The organism is Sphingobacterium anhuiense (assembly GCF_042686355.1).
In the GTDB taxonomy this organism is placed as follows: domain Bacteria; phylum Bacteroidota; class Bacteroidia; order Sphingobacteriales; family Sphingobacteriaceae; genus Sphingobacterium; species Sphingobacterium anhuiense.
In genome coordinates this window covers 411348-427945 of the sequence record NZ_JBHUPE010000004.1, presented here as the reverse complement: position 1 = coordinate 427945, position 16598 = coordinate 411348, and the positions used below count along the sequence as shown (strand labels likewise).

Sequence of the window (16598 nt, the reverse complement as noted above, 5' to 3'; positions counted from 1 at the left end):
TATTGACAAAATTACCGTTCTTATTCAATAATAGATAGGAAGGAAAGCTATTGATCCCCAGTCTGGTTTCTATCAGTTATTGCTGTTCATCTTCTAGGTTATAGTGGAATACATTTTTGCCTTCCAGTTTTTTAAGTTTGATAAAGTTTTGCCATGCAGCTTTTGGTGTTCTGTTTGCAAAATAGATAAACACAACATCTTTTCCCTCTAATGCCTTTTTTGCTGCTGGAGCATGTTCCATCTCTGCAACACATGGTCCACACCAGGTTCCCCAAAAATCAATGTATACAACTTTACCTTTATGCGGCGCTAGAATCTCTGCCAGTAATTTATCAGCATCTTTGGATGCTTTGAGATGCTCCGTTCTTTTTAAATTTTCTTCATATTGTAATGAAATATTTGCCAGCTTTGATAGTTTATCATTTTTTTCCTTAATCTCGTTAACAAAGTATGCATTGCTTATAGGACTAGTGATCTCAAACAATGTTTCTGCACTATATGGGACCGGTGTAGATTTAAAGTGTCTGATTATATTTTGTGTATGATAAAGATCCCGCAAATCTGGGCTTAAATTTTTGACATAATATTGCAAAGGATTTGTAACATAGAGGTTTAATAAAGTTCTTTCGTTGATGATCTCTTGATATTCATCAGCCATTAACATATACCTTTTCTGAATGGTCGAATCTTTCTGGATAAGCTCACTTAGTATTAGTTCATCTTGATTATCCCGGTTTCTATTACTGACTAACTTTGAATATAAGACTATATCTGGGCTAGGCGTTATTTTTTCATTAACGATCAGATAGTCAATTACCTCATTATGGTACACAGCAGCTTCATAAGTAGAGTCTGTTTCTTGTATATAGTTGATATAATCATTTAAGAATGTGCCGTTATCGTTAAGAAGACTTCTAGGTTTAAGATTATTATCGTAAAAATTTTCTTTAACTTTCGTCATATATAGTGTCGAAAATTGTTCCTTCGTCTTGCGGTCTAATGAATATTTCTTTTGCATGAGATCGAAGGCAATCTGATAATTTGAAGATTGTTCAATAAAATATTTGGCTCTGTCTGAAAGTGCTGGTTGTTTTTTAAAAAAAAGAGCGTCAACTTGTCTTAAACTATCTAATTTTTTCATTTCGTAAGTAAGAAATTCATCCCCCTTAAGTTTACGTTCATACATGTATTTTTCTCTAGCTATCGCTGATGTAATTCTAAATTCCTGTGAATAAGCATCTATAAAACGACTGTATGCTGTTAGTTCATTCTGAACACGAACATCTGCACCAGCAAATAACAATTGTTTGGTATCTAAATCATAAAAGAGCGTGTATTTTTTACCTGGCTCAAGTACAGTCTGTATAGTACTTCTTTGCCAATCTATATAAACTTGTGCGCTATTGGACATCGGTAGTTTAACTTCAAATCTTCCGAGACTATCCAGATCACTAAAATAATCTTCATTTTCTCCGCTTAGCCAGTTGCGAATACTGATTTTAAAGGGAGCATTTGATAGGTTATTTCTTAAATAACCAGTGACGACGGTCGTGTCTCTTTTTTTGAATTCTGTATCATTAAATAAACGATGATCAGGAGTGGTACTTGTCACAAGTGTTTCCTGTACAGGAAGTAATTTTGTAACTTTACTCTTGCCTGACTTTAGAAATAATGCGCCTTTTTCTTGCCTTGCTGTAAGAGTAATTTTATTATTGTTTCTTGAAATCAAGCCTAGCTTAATTTCGTCCTTCTGTTGGTCAACGCTACTGTAATCAAAAAAATCACCTTTAATGATCGCAAAATCTTCATAAAAACCATACTCCCAGTCGCTTGTCGTCGTGTTATACCAATTACCATACAGTGTAGATAGCAATTTATGGGGTCCTTCCTTATGATATAAAGCTGATTTGGCATTGTATACAATTTTAAGATTGTTTTGTGTTTTATTTAAATAGAACAGGCCATGTTGCTCATTATACTTAGCTAACATTCTGTATTCACCTGTTATAGGGTATTTTCCTAGCCACACAATATCCCAGGTTTTACCGTTGAAAAGTAGCTGATTATCTTTAATTTCTAATTTATCGTTACTCTTTTGACTAACCCATCCGGTAGCATATAGGGTATTTTGATTGATTTCTGTAGGTATAATATCCGGATCCGATTCAAAGTGTCTACAGGATAAAGTATCTTTTCGGTTGCTAAACGAAAACTTACTATTGTCGGAATTTAACGAATTTAATACCGTTAATGTGAGGCGATTTTGACCATTTACAAGATCGATATGTAGCTGATCACCTTGTGCTTTTATCTTTTCAACTTGATACAGTGTATAGTAGTATTCTACATAATCGTCACCGATATGAAAACCATTCCAGTCGCCAGGTTTATTTACATGGAATTGCCAGAATCCCTGTATGTTCTTGGGAACCTGTGAAAAGCTCGCAAAACCTACCAAGGTCAACAAGAATGTTAATGCTAATTTTTGCATAAAAAGGAAATAATTGGTTTACAGCATAAATTTACTAATCTTAAATCAAATTAATACTAGTGTTTATTAAATTTATAGCGACGAAAACAGGATTAACCGTTTTATTTATATTTCTTACAACGATAACTTTGAACAAGATGGAAAAATTGGCACGTCCATATTAATGCAAAAAAAACCGCTTGGTCATCCAAGCGGTTCTGTATATTTTAGAACGATGTTCTATTTCAGTTTTTCGATCTCTTCTATGGAAAGTCCGGTACCCTTAGCAATATCTGCTACAGGTAAACCCATTTTCTTAAATTCTAATGCAATTGAAATAGCTTTTTCACGTTCACCTTTCTCCATACCCTTTTCAATACCTTGCTTCTCTGCTTTATCTAATAAATATTCTTGAGTTCCCATTATACTACTCCTTCCTAATTTTTTTTCAATTTCTGACTCAAATATAGTTAAAGTCCCCTGATTTTCAAAGCCTACGTAATACGTTAAAAAATTATAGAGACCCTGACGCGTACTCTTATCCATTTTACGACTCATCATCTGTTCATAAAGATCATGCTTAATATCCTTCAACTTATCATCACTGATATTTTTATTCGTGATAGCTAATAATGTCGTAAGAACCACAACTGAAAACGGGTTTTTATTTGAGCGTAATGCAACCTCATCTTGATGCAATACCTTGTAACTATTAAAACGGTAATGAAGAATGGTGCCCATAAATTCCTTAACATAAACAGAGGGGTAGTAACTTCGGTTATCGTCGGCAAGGATAGCAATGGCAGAGATTGGAACTTGATACTTATCGGATATTTTATAGTAATATCGAAACATGCGTTCTGCAAGATCTCCCTTGCCTCTACTGGACTGCACCTCGATATGGCATAGCACAAACTGCTCACCACCATCTTTAAGATATACTTTGACCAACTTATCTACAAAACGTACTCCCTTGCCGTTGGGCTCTGGAGGAAATAGAGACTCAAACTCCTTATCTAAATAATCAAAAGGTTTACTCAGATCGAATATACCTGCGGCATTTTCAAAAAAAAATTCTAAGAAATGCGCAAAAGTCTGTTCTAAAATAGACTTCCATAGCTGATCATCAACACGGCTGGAAGATTTACTCATAATAAACTACTTATAATAAGGTTACTATAGTAAAGATACAAAATAAAAGATATTAAAACTAATATTTTTAGCAATTAAATTTAAATGCTTATTGACAAATTTGAACCTCACAAAATGATCCGACAAGAGTGTTTTGATAACTATCATTTATTTTAGACTCCTGACATAACGCTGTCACTTTTCACGTATACATTTGCGTCATTAATTCATATTTAAAAAGATATACAAATGACAAATGTAATTAATACGGGATTTAATGCAATCGAATTTCCAAAACCTACTATGATTTCAGTTAATGGAGTAGTTCTGGAAGTATTTGAAGTAGGTCAACAAAATTCAGCGAAACCTATTGTTCTATGTCACGGATTTCCAGAGCATGCATATTCATGGCGTTATCAGATCCCGGCCCTTGTCGAAGCTGGCTATCATGTCATTGTCCCAAATCAACGTGGCTATGGTAATTCATCACGTCCGACTGAAGTTACTGATTATGATATTGAACATTTGACTGGTGACCTTATTGCACTGCTCGACCATTATGGATATAAAGATGCTACATTTGTGGGTCATGACTGGGGGGCAAATGTGGTTTGGAATCTAGCACTATTGCATCCTGATCGGGTTAATAAAGTCATAAACTTGGCTTTGCCTTATCAAGATCGTGGAGAAAAGCCATGGATCGAGTTTATGGAAGCCATCTTTGGAGCAGACTTCTATTTTGTTCATTTCAATAGACAACCTGGAGTAGCAGATGCGATTATGAATGAAAACACAGCTCAGTTCCTTCGTAACCTATTCCGCAAGAACACACCTCCCGCACCACCTGAGCCAGGAATGCTGATGATTAATCTGGCAAGGGCGGAAAAACCGCTTGGCGAACCTTTGATGAACGACAATGAACTCTCGGTGTTCATTTCTGCCTTTGAATCTTCAGGATTTACAGGAGGTATAAATTGGTATAGAAACATGGATAGAAACTGGCACTTCATGGCGGATGTAACACCAATCATTCATCAGCCGACTCTTATGATATATGGTGATCTGGACACGATTCCAAAGTCTGAAAACCTAAAAAATATCGTTCCTAATCTGGATGTTGTCAGTCTAGATTGTGGTCATTGGATTCAACAAGAAAAGCCAGAGGAAACTACACAAGCCATTTTAAAATGGTTACAAAAACAAAATTCTTAACAAGGAGGTAGAAACATATTGTCCTCAACTCCGAACAGATTGGGGACTATGTACACTGAGGGTAATAACAGATAAAGCCACATCTTACGATGTGGCTTTTACTAAACATATGATTTAACTTAACTTACTTATACGTGATGATGGATTGAGATACTTTCCAGTTGCCTCCGTCATTGACCAAGGTGATTAGATCGGTCTTTGTAAAACCTTCAAATTGTTGGGCTACTTTTGCAATCATATATTCATCTGACTGTTCAACAATTGTAGTGCTTGTTTTACAATTTAACTGCTCGCCTTTTTGCTTTTTCAAAAATGTAATTACTTCTGAACGGCTGTTGGTCTTATCCTCCGACGCATGAACTTTCTGTTTAAAATCTGATGTAAACAACTGCTCTACTCCTGCCGACTCCCCTTCGGTCATAAGCGTTACGTAATGATCAATGGCGAGATCTGCTGTGGATAGATTAACGACCGTTTTTTTAGAGTTATCACCTACTGGTTTGCCTGCTGCCATCGTGAATGTAGATATTACGATCAAGGCTGCTGCTGCGAATGTTTTTGCTATAGTTTTCATAATGTCTTTATGTTATATTGTTAGTTTATTGTTCTTAGTTGTTCTTAATTGTTGATTCAAAAGTAGGGTGTAATTCGTCCCTACCCTATGGCAATTAGACTAAACCAACTAAAAACTCGGTGAATGGTGGAAATAGCTAGGTGAAGTGTTTACAACCAAATATGAATTAGATTTTCATACGAAATAAAGTCGATTTTATTTGCAAGTCTACACCTTGTTTAATAGTTTAGGGTTATACTGTAATAAACAAAAATGAAAAATATATTTTTATCTACTCTTCTGTTATCTTTTGGAATAAGTTTGTCTTATGGCCAAACTTCGACAAATCAATATCGTAGTACAGACAAAGTCCCGAAAGTAATTTATGCAGATCTTAAAGATAGAAACTTCCTTAACATAGAGGTTTTAGGTAAGCAGTATTCCAGTGAAAGCATGCTAACGCTTATTACCGATAGTATAGAGACTGTAGAAGTAAATAAGGAAAAACAAGTTATAAGAATAGGATTAACCGCTCATTATAAACCAGAATTTATTACTTTAGCTGATCTTAGAAAGAATTATACAAATGTGAAATCAGATCGAATTATCTTTCAGATCGAAAATAAAATAATTCAAACTGATCCGAATACGACTTTTGTCGATATCAGCAATATTATGACGATTTCTGTATCTCCTGTTAAATTTGTCAGTGACCTGGAGGATCTTTATTTGTTGACCCTAAGGGTACGTAATGAAAGAAACAGGAATGATCTAAATACGATATGGATTCGCTAATATGTATTGCAACGTTATAATTTCTATTAATTCAACCAGCGTCTTTCTGTTAGACCTTGGCATAGATATTCATGGCTAACATAACTATGCTACAACTTTCAATTCTCTATGCCACATAGATAGAAAAGGTCCTATTCTACATCGGAATTCAAAAGCCTGCTATATAACCAGATCTTTCAACCACTTATTCATTTGAAAGATTCCTCGGGTTTTAAATAACGAATATCAAAAGTGATAGAAGAATAAAGTTTTCAGATGGAATTTCCCTTGTTTATATTGCATTAATTGATATTGTTTGAAGCTCGTCCTATACGTCCCCTATACCTAAGCAGTAGGCAAATGGTATACTTTTGGTTGAGATTTCCGGAAGTCATCCCGAAAGGCATGCGAATAAGTCGCGAAGATGCGGCTTTGTTTTCCTAATGCTACATTTGTGTAAATATATCTTATGTTTGCTTCAAAATTTGATTTTAGGCTCTGTAAATTAAAATAGAATGATTGATAAATTATACCAGGATTCAAATTTGGTGCAATTCTATGACTATGATAATCCATGGTTAGAGAGTTATGATGTGATAAGTAGTTTCGTAAACATAGATGATAGTGTTTTAGATATAGGCTGCGGCACAGGTACATTAGCAAGCGAGCTTATCCATAGATGTAAAGAAATATACGCGTTGGATATATCTCTAGAGATGTTAACGATAGCTAAGGAAAAAACATCAAACGTCAATTGGATTCACGCTAGTGCTTCATCATTTTCATTTGATAAGCAGTTTGATTTCATTTTTTTGTCGGGTCATAGTTTCCAGACGCTGTTAACTGAAAATGATCGTTTAAAACTCTTGAAAAATATCGAGAATCATTTAAAAGATGATGGAACTTTCGTTTTTGATAGTCGAAATCCATTAGTGAAAGAATGGACTACGTGGGGAGAAAAAGACTCGATTCGATATTTTAAACATCCTAATTACGGAATCATAAAAGCATGGAATGATTGGGAAGCGAAAGGTGAAATTATAACATACCAAACTTTTTATGAGATTTTGCATTCTGATAAAAGATGGGTGGCTTCTTCTCAGATATCTTTCCCTAAGAAAGAAGAAATCGACTCATTACTTGATCAAGCAGGATTAAGTGTTAAACATGTGTATGGAGATTGGCAATTAAATCCATATACTGATAAAAGTGATGAAATGATTTTTGTAGGGAGCAAAAGAATAATCAATCTTGAATGATATTAAGGATTTACAGAAATTAACCTATCTTATCGTGCACATACCGAAATTAAAAAAAAATGGATAAAAAACATCCTTCGTTCATAAAGAGAATATCAAAAATATTCTTGAAAACAATCATTGGAATTGTAGTGATAATCGCTATCCTACTCATGGCGACATTTGTGATTCATCAAATCAATTTACGGAGTGAAGCTGATAAAATTGAAGATTATGGTCAAAAAATAAAAGTTTTTGACGGTACAATGAATACGACAATAGATGGACACGGTGCAGACACGATTGTGTTACTCACCGGATTTGGAACGGCAAGCCCAAGATTGGATTTTGAACCATTAATCAGAGAATTAGACAAAAAATATACAGTGATCACGATTGAACCTTTTGGTTATGGATTGAGCAGTGAAACAAATCGTGAACGCAGTTTGAATAATATGACGGAAGAAATCCACGAAGTGGTGAAGCACCTAAATCTAAATCATTTTATATTAATGGGGCATTCCATTGCCGGGCTTTACAGCTTAGCATACATCAACAAATATCCAGATAAAGCAACCGCTTTTGTAGGTATTGATACCAGTGTGCCAACACAACCGTGGCCGGGTTATAATTCGGCTCCTTTGGATTTTTTAGCCAAAGCAGGTGTAATACGTGCATTTTTAAAGTTTTTTGGAGACGAAAAACCTCAAGACGAATCAGAAGTACACCGTTTTGAACAGCAACACATGATTACGATGAAAGTAACCGGAAACAATACTTTGAACAGAGAAGCGACATCATTGAGTACTAGTTTTAAAGAAGCTCAAAAACCAGCTTTCCCAAAGCATTTGCCGGTACTATTATTTGCAGACGAAAACTCAGCTGTCAAAGGCTGGACAGAACTGCACCAAGAGCAAGTCAACAGCGTGGATAAGGGAAAACTAATCTTATTGCCCGGTTCTCATTATCTACATCATACTCAATCTAAACGGATTGTAGCAGAGCTTGAATCGTTTTTAGGAAAACAAAATAATTGAGCAAAATATAACTGAAATCTGTTGTGTAAATAATAGCCTTCTTTTTTTGGGTATGCCAATGTGTTGATATAATCGCGCTTGCAATTTATAATGGATATGTATGACATCCGTTCCTCAGGCATTCGTTTTGCCAGTTCTCCTACTTTAAACTTAGAAAAAATTCAAATATGAATTGAATTTTTGAGTTATCTCATCCACCTTTAAAAACAAACTCATGGATGAAACATAGGAGACAACGTTTTTTATCCAATTAGTTAGGGAGAGCTTCATTCGCATCCAAGTGCTTCATGAGATACATCCACTGATCCATAATTGTAGGTAAATCGGTCCAGATACACCAGGAAAAAAGAAAAGCCACATCGCTCGATGTGGCCTTTACTAATCATATGATTAAACAATAAATTACTTATACGAGTTGATGGATTGGGATACTTTCCAGTTGCCACCATCATTGACCAAGGTAACTAAATTGGTCTTGGTAAATCCTTCAAATTGTTGGGTTACTTTTGCTACCATATAGTCACCCGACTGTTCAACGATAGTGGTGCTTGTTTTACAGTTCAACTGCTCCCCTTTTTGCTTTTTCAAGAATGAAATTACTTCTGAACGACTGTTGGTGTTATCCTCTGACGCATGAACTTTTTGTTTAAAATCTGAAGTGAACAACTGCTCCACTCCTGCCGACTGTCCTTCGGTCATAACGGCTACGTAATGATCAATGGCTAGATCTGCTGTGGATAGATTGACAACTGCATTTTTAGAGTTTTCTACTATTGGTCTTCCCGCTGCCATCGTAAATATTGATACGGCGATCAAGGCTGCTGCTGCGAATGTTTTTGCTAATGTATTCATAATGTCTTTATGTTATATTGTTATTAAGTTGCATCAGCACCACATCCACCAACTCAAACCCTGATGCCTGCGTTGCAGTTCTATTTATTTGTTGATTCAAAAGTAGGGTGTAAATCTTTCCTACCCTATGGCAATTGGACTAAACTAACTAATAACTCGGTGAATAGCGGAAATGGCTAGGTGAATCTTTTTTTTGATTGGAAAGAAATGTTCTTTATTAATATAATATGAATAGGTTTCCAAAATAACTTTTCCAACCATCCTATAAAATCAATAATATCATAGACTACATATGGTGATCGAAACATATAAACATCTTATTTATAAGTAGTTGAAACCTATATAGATCGTCTCTCGATATTTTCGATAAAACTATATATATGAGATTTAGAATATTTTTAAAAAATTATACAAGTATAATACTATACTTTATTAAATAAATATTAGTACATTTATATACCTTAAATATGGATATGAAATACGATATGGTAAAAAATGTTTTGACACTTCTAGAACAATTTGAGCTAGAGAACTCTTTATATATAAAGTATGAATCTAATATTGAAGGTTTTAAGAAGTGGATCGCTGCTAATTATAGTCATGGCGATAAACAAAATGATCTCTATTGGGAGGGAAAAGAAAATGGCCGTAGTGCAGCAAGTGTCATTAATACGTTGATCGTGCATTTAAATAGGTACGCTAAGAGTTACTCGAAGTCTGCCATTTTCGGTTCCGAGTTTTCTACTCAAGAAGATTTTATTTATCTGATTAACTTGAAAGATTTCGGAGAAATGATCAAAATGGATTTAATTAAAAAAAATGTTCATGATAAACCTGCGGGCATGCAAATAATAAACCGTTTAATTACAAAAGGTTGGGTAGATCAAACAAACTCTGAGATTGATAAAAGAAGTAAATATTTGAAAATAAACGATAAAGGCTTAGCTGTTTTAGAACAGCAAATGGAAAAGATAAGAAAAGCTAGTGAGATTGTGACAGGTGATTTAACAGATAACGAAAAAATGGAATTAATAAGATTGCTCAATAAGCTCAATGAATTTCATATGCCGATCTACGATAAAAATATCGAATCTGAATATTTATTGACTGAAGTCTTAAAAGAAAAAAAGTAATGAAGAAAAAAATAGCTGTTATCGGTTCGGGTTTTTCAGGTTTATCTGCTGCTGCTTATTTGGCAAAAGCTGGAAATGAAGTTCATGTTTTTGAAAAACATGATCAGCCGGGAGGAAGGGCACGACAACTTAAAACTGAGGAAGGTTATGTCTTTGATATGGGACCAAGTTGGTATTGGATGCCTGATATTATCGATAATTTTTTTACTGATTTTGGATCTAAAACTACTGATTTCTTTGAGCTAATTTCATTGAATCCACAGTTTGAAATGATTTTCGCCGATGATAAAATTGCGGTACCTGAAAATTTAGATGAATTAAAAATCTTGTTTGAAAAAATTGAAGTAGGTGCAGGATTGCAATTGGAAAAATTTATGAAATCTGCCAAATTTAAGTATGAGGTGGGGATGCAGGATTTTGTGAATAAGCCGTGCCACAGCTGGGCAGAATTTATCTCTCCTAAAATAGCTAAAAGCGCCTTAAAATTAGATCTGCTATCAAATTTCCGAAACTATGTTGCTAAATATTTTAAGAACGAAAAGCTAAGGACTTTAATGGAATTTCCGGTCATATTTTTGGGTGCTTCACCAAAAAATATTCCGGCCCTATATAGTTTGATGAATTATGGCGGTTATGCCCTGGGGACACATTATCCGGTAGGTGGATTTTACCAGTTGGTATTAGGGATGAAGCAAGTAGCTGAAAAACAAGGTGCAACTTTTCATTTCAATAATATTGTTGAAAGCATCAATACTGAAAACGGAAGTGTTATTTCTCTAACTGTCAATGGAAATATTCTCGATTTTGACACGGTAGTTGCCTCTTCAGATTATCATCATACGGAGACACTCCTTAATAAAGAGGATAGAAATTATACTGAAGAGTACTGGAAAAATAGAGTATTTGCTCCTTCAAGCTTAATCTACTATTTGGGTATTAACCAGACTCTTCCTCATCTGAAGCATCATACGCTTTTCTTTGAGAATGACCTGGACGAACACATTGATTGTATATACGAAGATAAAAAATGGCCAGAGAAACCGCTATTCTATGTATGCTGTCCATCCAAAACTGACGAAGGCGTCGCTCCTAATGGTAAAGAGAATGTATTTCTGCTGATGCCTTTGGCTACTGGAATTAATGATGAAGAAACAGTAAGAGAAAAATACTTAGCAGAAATGATGACAAGACTGGAAAATCATCTGGGCATTCGTAATCTCATGTCAATGATTGAATATAAAAGAAGTTATTGTGTGCAAGATTTTATTTCAGACTATAATGCCTATGGTGGTAATGCTTATGGGCTGGCAAATACACTGGGGCAAACCGCTGTTTTAAAACCTAAAATAAGAAACAAAAAAATTAAAAATTTGTTCTATACTGGTCAATTGACCGTTCCCGGTCCTGGAGTACCTCCATCTATTATTTCCGGTAAAATTGTATCTAATGAAATTATTAACGCTAAAAACTAACCTATATGAAACAACTATTCGACGAACTTTCTTTCACCGTAAGTAAAATTACAACACAAAAGTATAGTACAAGTTTTTCGCTAGGCATTTTAGCGCTCAGTCCTTCCATTCGCAATGCGATTTATGCTATATATGGATACGTAAGGCTGGCTGATGAAATTGTAGATAGTTTTCATGGATACGATAAAGCGAAACTTTTGAATAGATTAAAAGAAGAAACAGATCATGCATTGGAGGAAAGAATTTCACTAAATCCGATTTTACAATCTTTTCAACAGGTAGTTCATCAGTATTCAATTGACAGAAAACTAATCAGCCAATTTTTACATAGTATGGAAATGGATCTTCACAAAATTGATTATAATTCTGAACGTTATAAGGAATACATTTTTGGCTCAGCTGAAGTCGTGGGATTAATGTGTCTGCAGGTATTTACAAATGGTGATCGAGCATATTATGAAAAACTGAAACCTTATGCGATGAAATTGGGTTCTGCTTTTCAGAAAATTAATTTCTTAAGGGATTTAAAAGATGATTATCAGATTTTAGGCCGTACTTATTTCCCCAACATTGACATGGAAATATTTGATAATCAAGCGAAAATTGAGATTGAAAATGAAATTGAACAAGAATTTAATGAAGCATTGATGGGAATAAAAAAACTTCCAAACTCTGCTATGTTTGGTGTTTATCTTGCCTATAAATATTATCTGTCTTTATTTAAAAAGATCAAGAGAAAATCTTCTGAAGACATATTGAACAGTAGGGTGCGAATTGCAAATTCTGAAAAAGCTTATGTAGCATTTAAAAGCTATGTGAGATATAAAACTGCTTACTTATGATGAGAACTATTTCCTTACTTCTACTCTCGCTATGTTTTCTGACAGGCTTTAAGAATCCTGTTATGACAGGAATACGTGAAAATTATAATAAGACTGTAGCGGATAAAAAGTTATGTGAAAATACTATAAGGGAATTAAGGACATTAAAAAACATATCTCCTACTCAATTGGCGTACCTGGGCGGGCTTCAAGCGATATGGGCAAATCATGTTTTTAATCCAATAGATAAACTTAGAACATTTAACAAAGGAAAGAAAAATATTGAGCGCGCAATATCCCTTGAACCGAATAATATAGAATTAAGATTTATCCGTCTCTCTATTCAAAAAAATATACCGTCTTTTTTAGGGTATAAATCAAAAATAATGGAAGATAAAATATTAATAATGGAACATAGAAAAATGATTAGCTTAGGGATTTTGAGAAAAAATATAGATACGCTTTTAAAAAACTAGAAGATGAGACATCAATTATATAGAGAACAACAATTAAATTGTGATATCGAAACTGCTTGGCATTTTTTTTCTTCTCCGTTTAACTTGTCGAAAATAACACCGGAAGATATGCGATTTGAGATCATTTCTACGGATGATCATCAGGATATTTTTGAAGGAATGATCATAAATTATATTGTTTCGCCTATATTTAAAATTCCATTAAAATGGCGAACCAGAATCAGTCAAGTTGAGTTAAATCAGAGTTTTACTGATTTTCAAGAAAGAGGTCCTTATAAATATTGGAGCCATTTTCATGAATTTATCCCAAATAGTAGCGGGGTCTTGGTAAAGGACACTGTAGATTATGAATTACCATTTGGTATATTGGGGGATATCGCACATCGGATTTTCGTAAGAAAGAAATTAACTGATATTTTTAATTTCCGATATGTTGTATTAGAAAAAATGTTTAACACCAAAAAATAATAGCATGAATTTTTTAATAACAATGATCGTTTTTGTACTGATGGAGGGGGCAACCTGGATTATCCATAAATACATCATGCATGGTTTTTTGTGGGTGCTACATAAGGATCATCACGATCACAGCAATGATGGTCCACTTGAAAAAAATGATTACTTCTTCGTCATATTCGCGATACCCACGATTATTTTAATGTATTATGGTTCACTAAAAGAGTTTAATTATCTGTTTTATATCGGATTGGGCATCATGCTGTACGGTATGGCTTATTTTTTTATTCATGATATTTTTATCCATCAGCGGATTAAATTCTTGACCAAAACTCAAAATGCTTATTTCTTGGCTCTCCGTAGAGCGCACAAGCAACATCACAAGCATACGACGAAACATCATGGGGAATGTTTTGGTTTTTTATATGTGCCCTTCAAATATTTTCAAATGTATTTTAATCCGGATAAAAAATGATAACATATACGTATTCTTTAATTTTATTTTTTACCATCATCATTTGTCTGATCGCTTCTTTTGATAAGCGAATTCTGTTCAACCGCCACTTTGGAGCATTCTTAAAGGCTGCTCTGTTGGTTGCTATTCCATTTATCGCTTGGGATGTTTGGTTTACCTCTAAAGGTGTTTGGTGGTTCAACACGGATTACACCCTTGGAATTGTCGTCGCCGGCTTACCTATCGAAGAGTGGTTATTCTTTATCTGTATTCCGTTTTCTTGTGCATTTACGTATTTCTGTTTTGATAAATTTTTCAATCTAGACAGACTTGCAGGTTTTAATAATATAATCGTTTTTGTAAGCATTATTGTTTGTTCGGTGATCGCTTTGCGGCATTATGATAAGATCTATACTTTAGTAACTGCAATAGCGACAATTATAACCTTGATTTATCTACATTTCATTGCACGAGCAGAGTGGATTACCAAAGCTTCTTTCGTATTCAGCATTTTGATGCTTGGCTTTCTTCCAGTCAATGGAGTACTGACTGGATTTGGATTGGAATCTCCTATTGTGAATTACAACCCCGGTGATTTTTTAGGCGTACGCATATTAACAATACCGATCGAAGATGCTGTATATGGCTACACCCAGTTTTTATTGGTTATTTATTTTTTTACAAAATTTAAAAAAAATGAAAATGAATACTAAGACTCTAATCTTTATTCTTTCTTTAACAGCTATACTTTTTAATTCCTGTGCTTCAATTCCAAAAAATACAAAGGCAATTGAAAACTTTGATGTCAATAAATATTTAGGAATCTGGTACGAAATAGCACGTTTTGATTTTCGTTTTGAAAAAGATCTAGACAACGTTTCGGCTCAGTACAGCTTGAACGAAAAAGGAAATGTAAAGGTATTGAACAGTGGATATAATTTTATAAAGAAAGAATGGAAAAAAGCCGAAGGAATTGCAAAATTTAGAGGAAATAAAGATATAGCGGCATTAAAAGTAAGTTTTTTTGGTCCTTTTTATTCGGGGTATAATGTGGTTTCAATGGATGATGGCTATAAATATGCATTGGTAGCAGGTAAAAATTTAAATTATCTCTGGATTTTATCAAGAACAAAAGAGATTCCTGAATCGGTTAAAACGAAGTTTCTAAAAATTGCAACAGAAATTGGTTATGACACGTCTAAATTAGTATGGGTAAAGCATGACCGAACGGATAGTCCCTTTATCCAGAAAGACTAAATTTTTAGTTTTTTGGTTCCATAGGGATCTACCGTTAGATGCTCGTTTGGAGTAATAAAAATCATCTTCTTTCTGCACAATAAATACAAAATCTCAATTTTAATATAAATAACGAAACATCATTCAAAATGAAAAAAATAACGCTTATAATTTTAGTCTTCATCGGTATAATGCAAGTGAGTCTAGCTCAAGAAACTAAGTTTCAACTTTCAAGTCATATTTTAGACATCACCACTGGTAAACCTGCTACGAATGTTAAAATTACATTGTCGAAAATGAACAAGAATGACACCTGGACTATGGTAGAAGAAAAAAATACGGATAGTAATGGTCGAATAAAAGACTTTTTAAAACAGGACGGAAAAGATAACACAGGTATTTATAAATTAACATTTCATACCAGCCCGTACTTTAAGTCTCTAGGAAATAAATCATTCTACCCATTTATAGAGGTTGTTTTTGAACTTGTGGACAATGAACATTACCATGTACCTATTACGCTATCTCCTTTTGGTTATTCAACATATAGAGGAAATTAAAAACTCTTTCATAGGGTAATTACCTTATTTTTTCGCTACTGAGATTAAGAGCCTATTTAAATCTAAATGGGCTCTTAATATTTTAAAATATATCAACATTTAATGAGCCTCAAATATCATTTTGGGATTGTAAAAAGAAAAGCCACATCTCTCGATGTGGCTTTGACTAAACATATGAAATTTACTTTACTTACTTATACGTGTTGATGGATTGGGATACTTTCCAGTTGCCACCATCATTGACCAAGGTAACTAAATCGGTCTTGGTAAATCCTTCAAATTGTTGGGTTAATTTTGCAATCATATAGTCACCCGACTGTTCAACGATAGTGGTACTTGTTTTACAGTTCAGCTGCTCGCCTTTCTGCTTTTTCAAGAATGAAATTACTTCTGAGCGGCTGTTGGTCTTATCCTCTGACGCATGAACTTTCTGTTTAAAATCTGATGTAAACAACTGCTCTAATCCTGCCGATTGTCCTTCGGTCATAACCGCTACGTAGTGGTCAATGGCTAGATCTGCTGTAGATAAATTAAGGACTGCTTTCTTAGAGTTGTCTCCTACTGGTTTAGCTGCTGCCATCGTAAATGTTGATACTGCGATCAAGGCTGCTGCTGCTAATGTTTTTGCTAAAGTTTTCATAATGTCTTTATGTTATATTGTTATTAAGTTGCATCAGCCCCACATCCATCAACTCAAACCCTGATGCCTGCTTTACATTTCTA

At 34.3% G+C, this 16598-nt stretch carries 18 protein-coding genes; 13 read left to right on the top strand and 5 right to left on the bottom strand.

Features of this window, described 5'->3' with window-relative positions:
* Positions 1-76: 76 nt before the first annotated feature.
* Together ACFS6I_RS07365 and ACFS6I_RS07360 are read right to left on the bottom strand one after the other, a co-directional pair.
* A complete protein-coding gene (locus tag ACFS6I_RS07365; protein ID WP_380919246.1) occupies positions 77-2491 on the bottom strand; it encodes a TlpA family protein disulfide reductase in 2415 nt (804 codons plus the stop codon).
* 219 nt (positions 2492-2710) lie between these two features.
* Positions 2711-3622 (bottom strand): Rpn family recombination-promoting nuclease/putative transposase, encoded by a 912-nt coding sequence (locus tag ACFS6I_RS07360; protein ID WP_380919244.1) that lies wholly within the window; start codon positions 3620-3622, stop codon positions 2711-2713.
* Positions 3623-3850: 228 nt separating this feature from the next.
* Here ACFS6I_RS07360 and ACFS6I_RS07355 point away from each other — a divergent pair, with 228 nt between their 5' ends.
* Complete coding sequence (locus ACFS6I_RS07355; protein ID WP_380919242.1) at positions 3851-4813, top strand: alpha/beta fold hydrolase; 963 nt, start codon at positions 3851-3853, stop codon at positions 4811-4813.
* 124 nt (positions 4814-4937) lie between these two features.
* Here ACFS6I_RS07355 and ACFS6I_RS07350 read toward each other — a convergent pair whose 3' ends face one another.
* Positions 4938-5387, bottom strand: a complete 450-nt coding sequence (locus tag ACFS6I_RS07350) for a nuclear transport factor 2 family protein (protein ID WP_380919240.1) — start codon at positions 5385-5387, stop codon at positions 4938-4940.
* Positions 5388-5639: 252 nt separating this feature from the next.
* Between ACFS6I_RS07350 and ACFS6I_RS07345 the strand changes: the two genes are divergently transcribed.
* The 3 genes from ACFS6I_RS07345 (at position 5640) to ACFS6I_RS07335 (ending at position 8415) form a co-directional block, all read left to right on the top strand.
* Positions 5640-6161: a hypothetical protein gene (locus ACFS6I_RS07345; RefSeq protein ID WP_380919238.1), complete on the top strand. Its 522-nt coding sequence runs from the start codon at positions 5640-5642 to the stop codon at positions 6159-6161.
* 494 nt (positions 6162-6655) lie between these two features.
* Positions 6656-7399, top strand: a complete 744-nt coding sequence (locus ACFS6I_RS07340; protein WP_380919236.1) for a class I SAM-dependent methyltransferase — start codon at positions 6656-6658, stop codon at positions 7397-7399.
* Between the two features lie 59 nt (positions 7400-7458).
* Positions 7459-8415 (top strand): alpha/beta fold hydrolase, encoded by a 957-nt coding sequence (locus ACFS6I_RS07335; protein WP_380919234.1) that lies wholly within the window; start codon positions 7459-7461, stop codon positions 8413-8415.
* 402 nt (positions 8416-8817) lie between these two features.
* Here ACFS6I_RS07335 and ACFS6I_RS07330 read toward each other — a convergent pair whose 3' ends face one another.
* A complete protein-coding gene (locus tag ACFS6I_RS07330) occupies positions 8818-9267 on the bottom strand; it encodes a nuclear transport factor 2 family protein (protein WP_380919232.1) in 450 nt (149 codons plus the stop codon).
* 473 nt (positions 9268-9740) lie between these two features.
* On the opposite strand from ACFS6I_RS07330, the gene ACFS6I_RS07325 reads away from it, so the two are divergent.
* The 9 genes from ACFS6I_RS07325 (at position 9741) to uraH (ending at position 15875) form a co-directional block, all read left to right on the top strand.
* Positions 9741-10400, top strand: coding sequence for a MarR family winged helix-turn-helix transcriptional regulator (locus tag ACFS6I_RS07325; protein WP_380919230.1), 660 nt, complete (start codon positions 9741-9743; stop codon positions 10398-10400).
* Positions 10400-11872 carry a phytoene desaturase family protein gene (locus tag ACFS6I_RS07320; RefSeq protein ID WP_380919228.1) on the top strand — a complete coding sequence of 491 codons (1473 nt, stop codon included), beginning with the start codon at positions 10400-10402 and terminating at the stop codon, positions 11870-11872. The genes ACFS6I_RS07325 and ACFS6I_RS07320 overlap by 1 nt, the downstream gene beginning before the upstream one ends.
* Positions 11873-11877: 5 nt before the next feature.
* A complete protein-coding gene (locus tag ACFS6I_RS07315; protein ID WP_346581288.1) occupies positions 11878-12714 on the top strand; it encodes a phytoene/squalene synthase family protein in 837 nt (278 codons plus the stop codon).
* Positions 12711-13169: a hypothetical protein gene (locus tag ACFS6I_RS07310; protein WP_380919226.1), complete on the top strand. Its 459-nt coding sequence runs from the start codon at positions 12711-12713 to the stop codon at positions 13167-13169. Before ACFS6I_RS07315 ends, ACFS6I_RS07310 begins: the two co-directional genes overlap by 4 nt.
* A 3-nt stretch (positions 13170-13172) precedes the next feature.
* On the top strand, positions 13173-13637 hold the full coding sequence (locus ACFS6I_RS07305; RefSeq protein ID WP_380919224.1) for an SRPBCC family protein: 465 nt from the start codon (positions 13173-13175) through the stop codon (positions 13635-13637).
* 4 nt (positions 13638-13641) lie between these two features.
* Entirely contained in the window at positions 13642-14100 is a 459-nt protein-coding gene (locus ACFS6I_RS07300; protein ID WP_346581285.1) for a beta-carotene hydroxylase, read from the top strand.
* Positions 14097-14792, top strand: a complete 696-nt coding sequence (locus tag ACFS6I_RS07295; RefSeq protein ID WP_380919222.1) for a lycopene cyclase domain-containing protein — start codon at positions 14097-14099, stop codon at positions 14790-14792. Before ACFS6I_RS07300 ends, ACFS6I_RS07295 begins: the two co-directional genes overlap by 4 nt.
* A complete protein-coding gene (locus ACFS6I_RS07290; RefSeq protein ID WP_380919220.1) occupies positions 14782-15336 on the top strand; it encodes a lipocalin family protein in 555 nt (184 codons plus the stop codon). The genes ACFS6I_RS07295 and ACFS6I_RS07290 overlap by 11 nt, the downstream gene beginning before the upstream one ends.
* Positions 15337-15464: 128 nt before the next feature.
* Positions 15465-15875, top strand: coding sequence for a hydroxyisourate hydrolase (gene uraH / locus ACFS6I_RS07285; RefSeq protein WP_132773602.1), 411 nt, complete (start codon positions 15465-15467; stop codon positions 15873-15875).
* Positions 15876-16065: 190 nt separating this feature from the next.
* Here the strand turns inward: uraH and ACFS6I_RS07280 are convergent, their stop codons facing one another.
* Positions 16066-16515 (bottom strand): nuclear transport factor 2 family protein, encoded by a 450-nt coding sequence (locus tag ACFS6I_RS07280; protein WP_380919218.1) that lies wholly within the window; start codon positions 16513-16515, stop codon positions 16066-16068.
* Positions 16516-16598: the final 83 nt, after the last annotated feature.

Bases quoted from the DNA above. Each gene is read 5' to 3' on its own strand.
- ACFS6I_RS07365 (WP_380919246.1), bottom strand. From the start codon at position 2,491: ATGCAAAAATTAGCATTAACATTCTTGTTGACCTTGGTAGGTTTTGCG.
- ACFS6I_RS07360 (WP_380919244.1), bottom strand. From the start codon at position 3,622: ATGAGTAAATCTTCCAGCCGTGTTGATGATCAGCTATGGAAGTCTATT.
- ACFS6I_RS07355 (WP_380919242.1), top strand. From the start codon at position 3,851: ATGACAAATGTAATTAATACGGGATTTAATGCAATCGAATTTCCAAAA.
- ACFS6I_RS07350 (WP_380919240.1), bottom strand. From the start codon at position 5,387: ATGAAAACTATAGCAAAAACATTCGCAGCAGCAGCCTTGATCGTAATA.
- ACFS6I_RS07345 (WP_380919238.1), top strand. From the start codon at position 5,640: ATGAAAAATATATTTTTATCTACTCTTCTGTTATCTTTTGGAATAAGT.
- ACFS6I_RS07340 (WP_380919236.1), top strand. From the start codon at position 6,656: ATGATTGATAAATTATACCAGGATTCAAATTTGGTGCAATTCTATGAC.
- ACFS6I_RS07335 (WP_380919234.1), top strand. From the start codon at position 7,459: ATGGATAAAAAACATCCTTCGTTCATAAAGAGAATATCAAAAATATTC.
- ACFS6I_RS07330 (WP_380919232.1), bottom strand. From the start codon at position 9,267: ATGAATACATTAGCAAAAACATTCGCAGCAGCAGCCTTGATCGCCGTA.
- ACFS6I_RS07325 (WP_380919230.1), top strand. From the start codon at position 9,741: ATGAAATACGATATGGTAAAAAATGTTTTGACACTTCTAGAACAATTT.
- ACFS6I_RS07320 (WP_380919228.1), top strand. From the start codon at position 10,400: ATGAAGAAAAAAATAGCTGTTATCGGTTCGGGTTTTTCAGGTTTATCT.
- ACFS6I_RS07315 (WP_346581288.1), top strand. From the start codon at position 11,878: ATGAAACAACTATTCGACGAACTTTCTTTCACCGTAAGTAAAATTACA.
- ACFS6I_RS07310 (WP_380919226.1), top strand. From the start codon at position 12,711: ATGATGAGAACTATTTCCTTACTTCTACTCTCGCTATGTTTTCTGACA.
- ACFS6I_RS07305 (WP_380919224.1), top strand. From the start codon at position 13,173: ATGAGACATCAATTATATAGAGAACAACAATTAAATTGTGATATCGAA.
- ACFS6I_RS07300 (WP_346581285.1), top strand. From the start codon at position 13,642: ATGAATTTTTTAATAACAATGATCGTTTTTGTACTGATGGAGGGGGCA.
- ACFS6I_RS07295 (WP_380919222.1), top strand. From the start codon at position 14,097: ATGATAACATATACGTATTCTTTAATTTTATTTTTTACCATCATCATT.
- ACFS6I_RS07290 (WP_380919220.1), top strand. From the start codon at position 14,782: ATGAATACTAAGACTCTAATCTTTATTCTTTCTTTAACAGCTATACTT.
- uraH (WP_132773602.1), top strand. From the start codon at position 15,465: ATGAAAAAAATAACGCTTATAATTTTAGTCTTCATCGGTATAATGCAA.
- ACFS6I_RS07280 (WP_380919218.1), bottom strand. From the start codon at position 16,515: ATGAAAACTTTAGCAAAAACATTAGCAGCAGCAGCCTTGATCGCAGTA.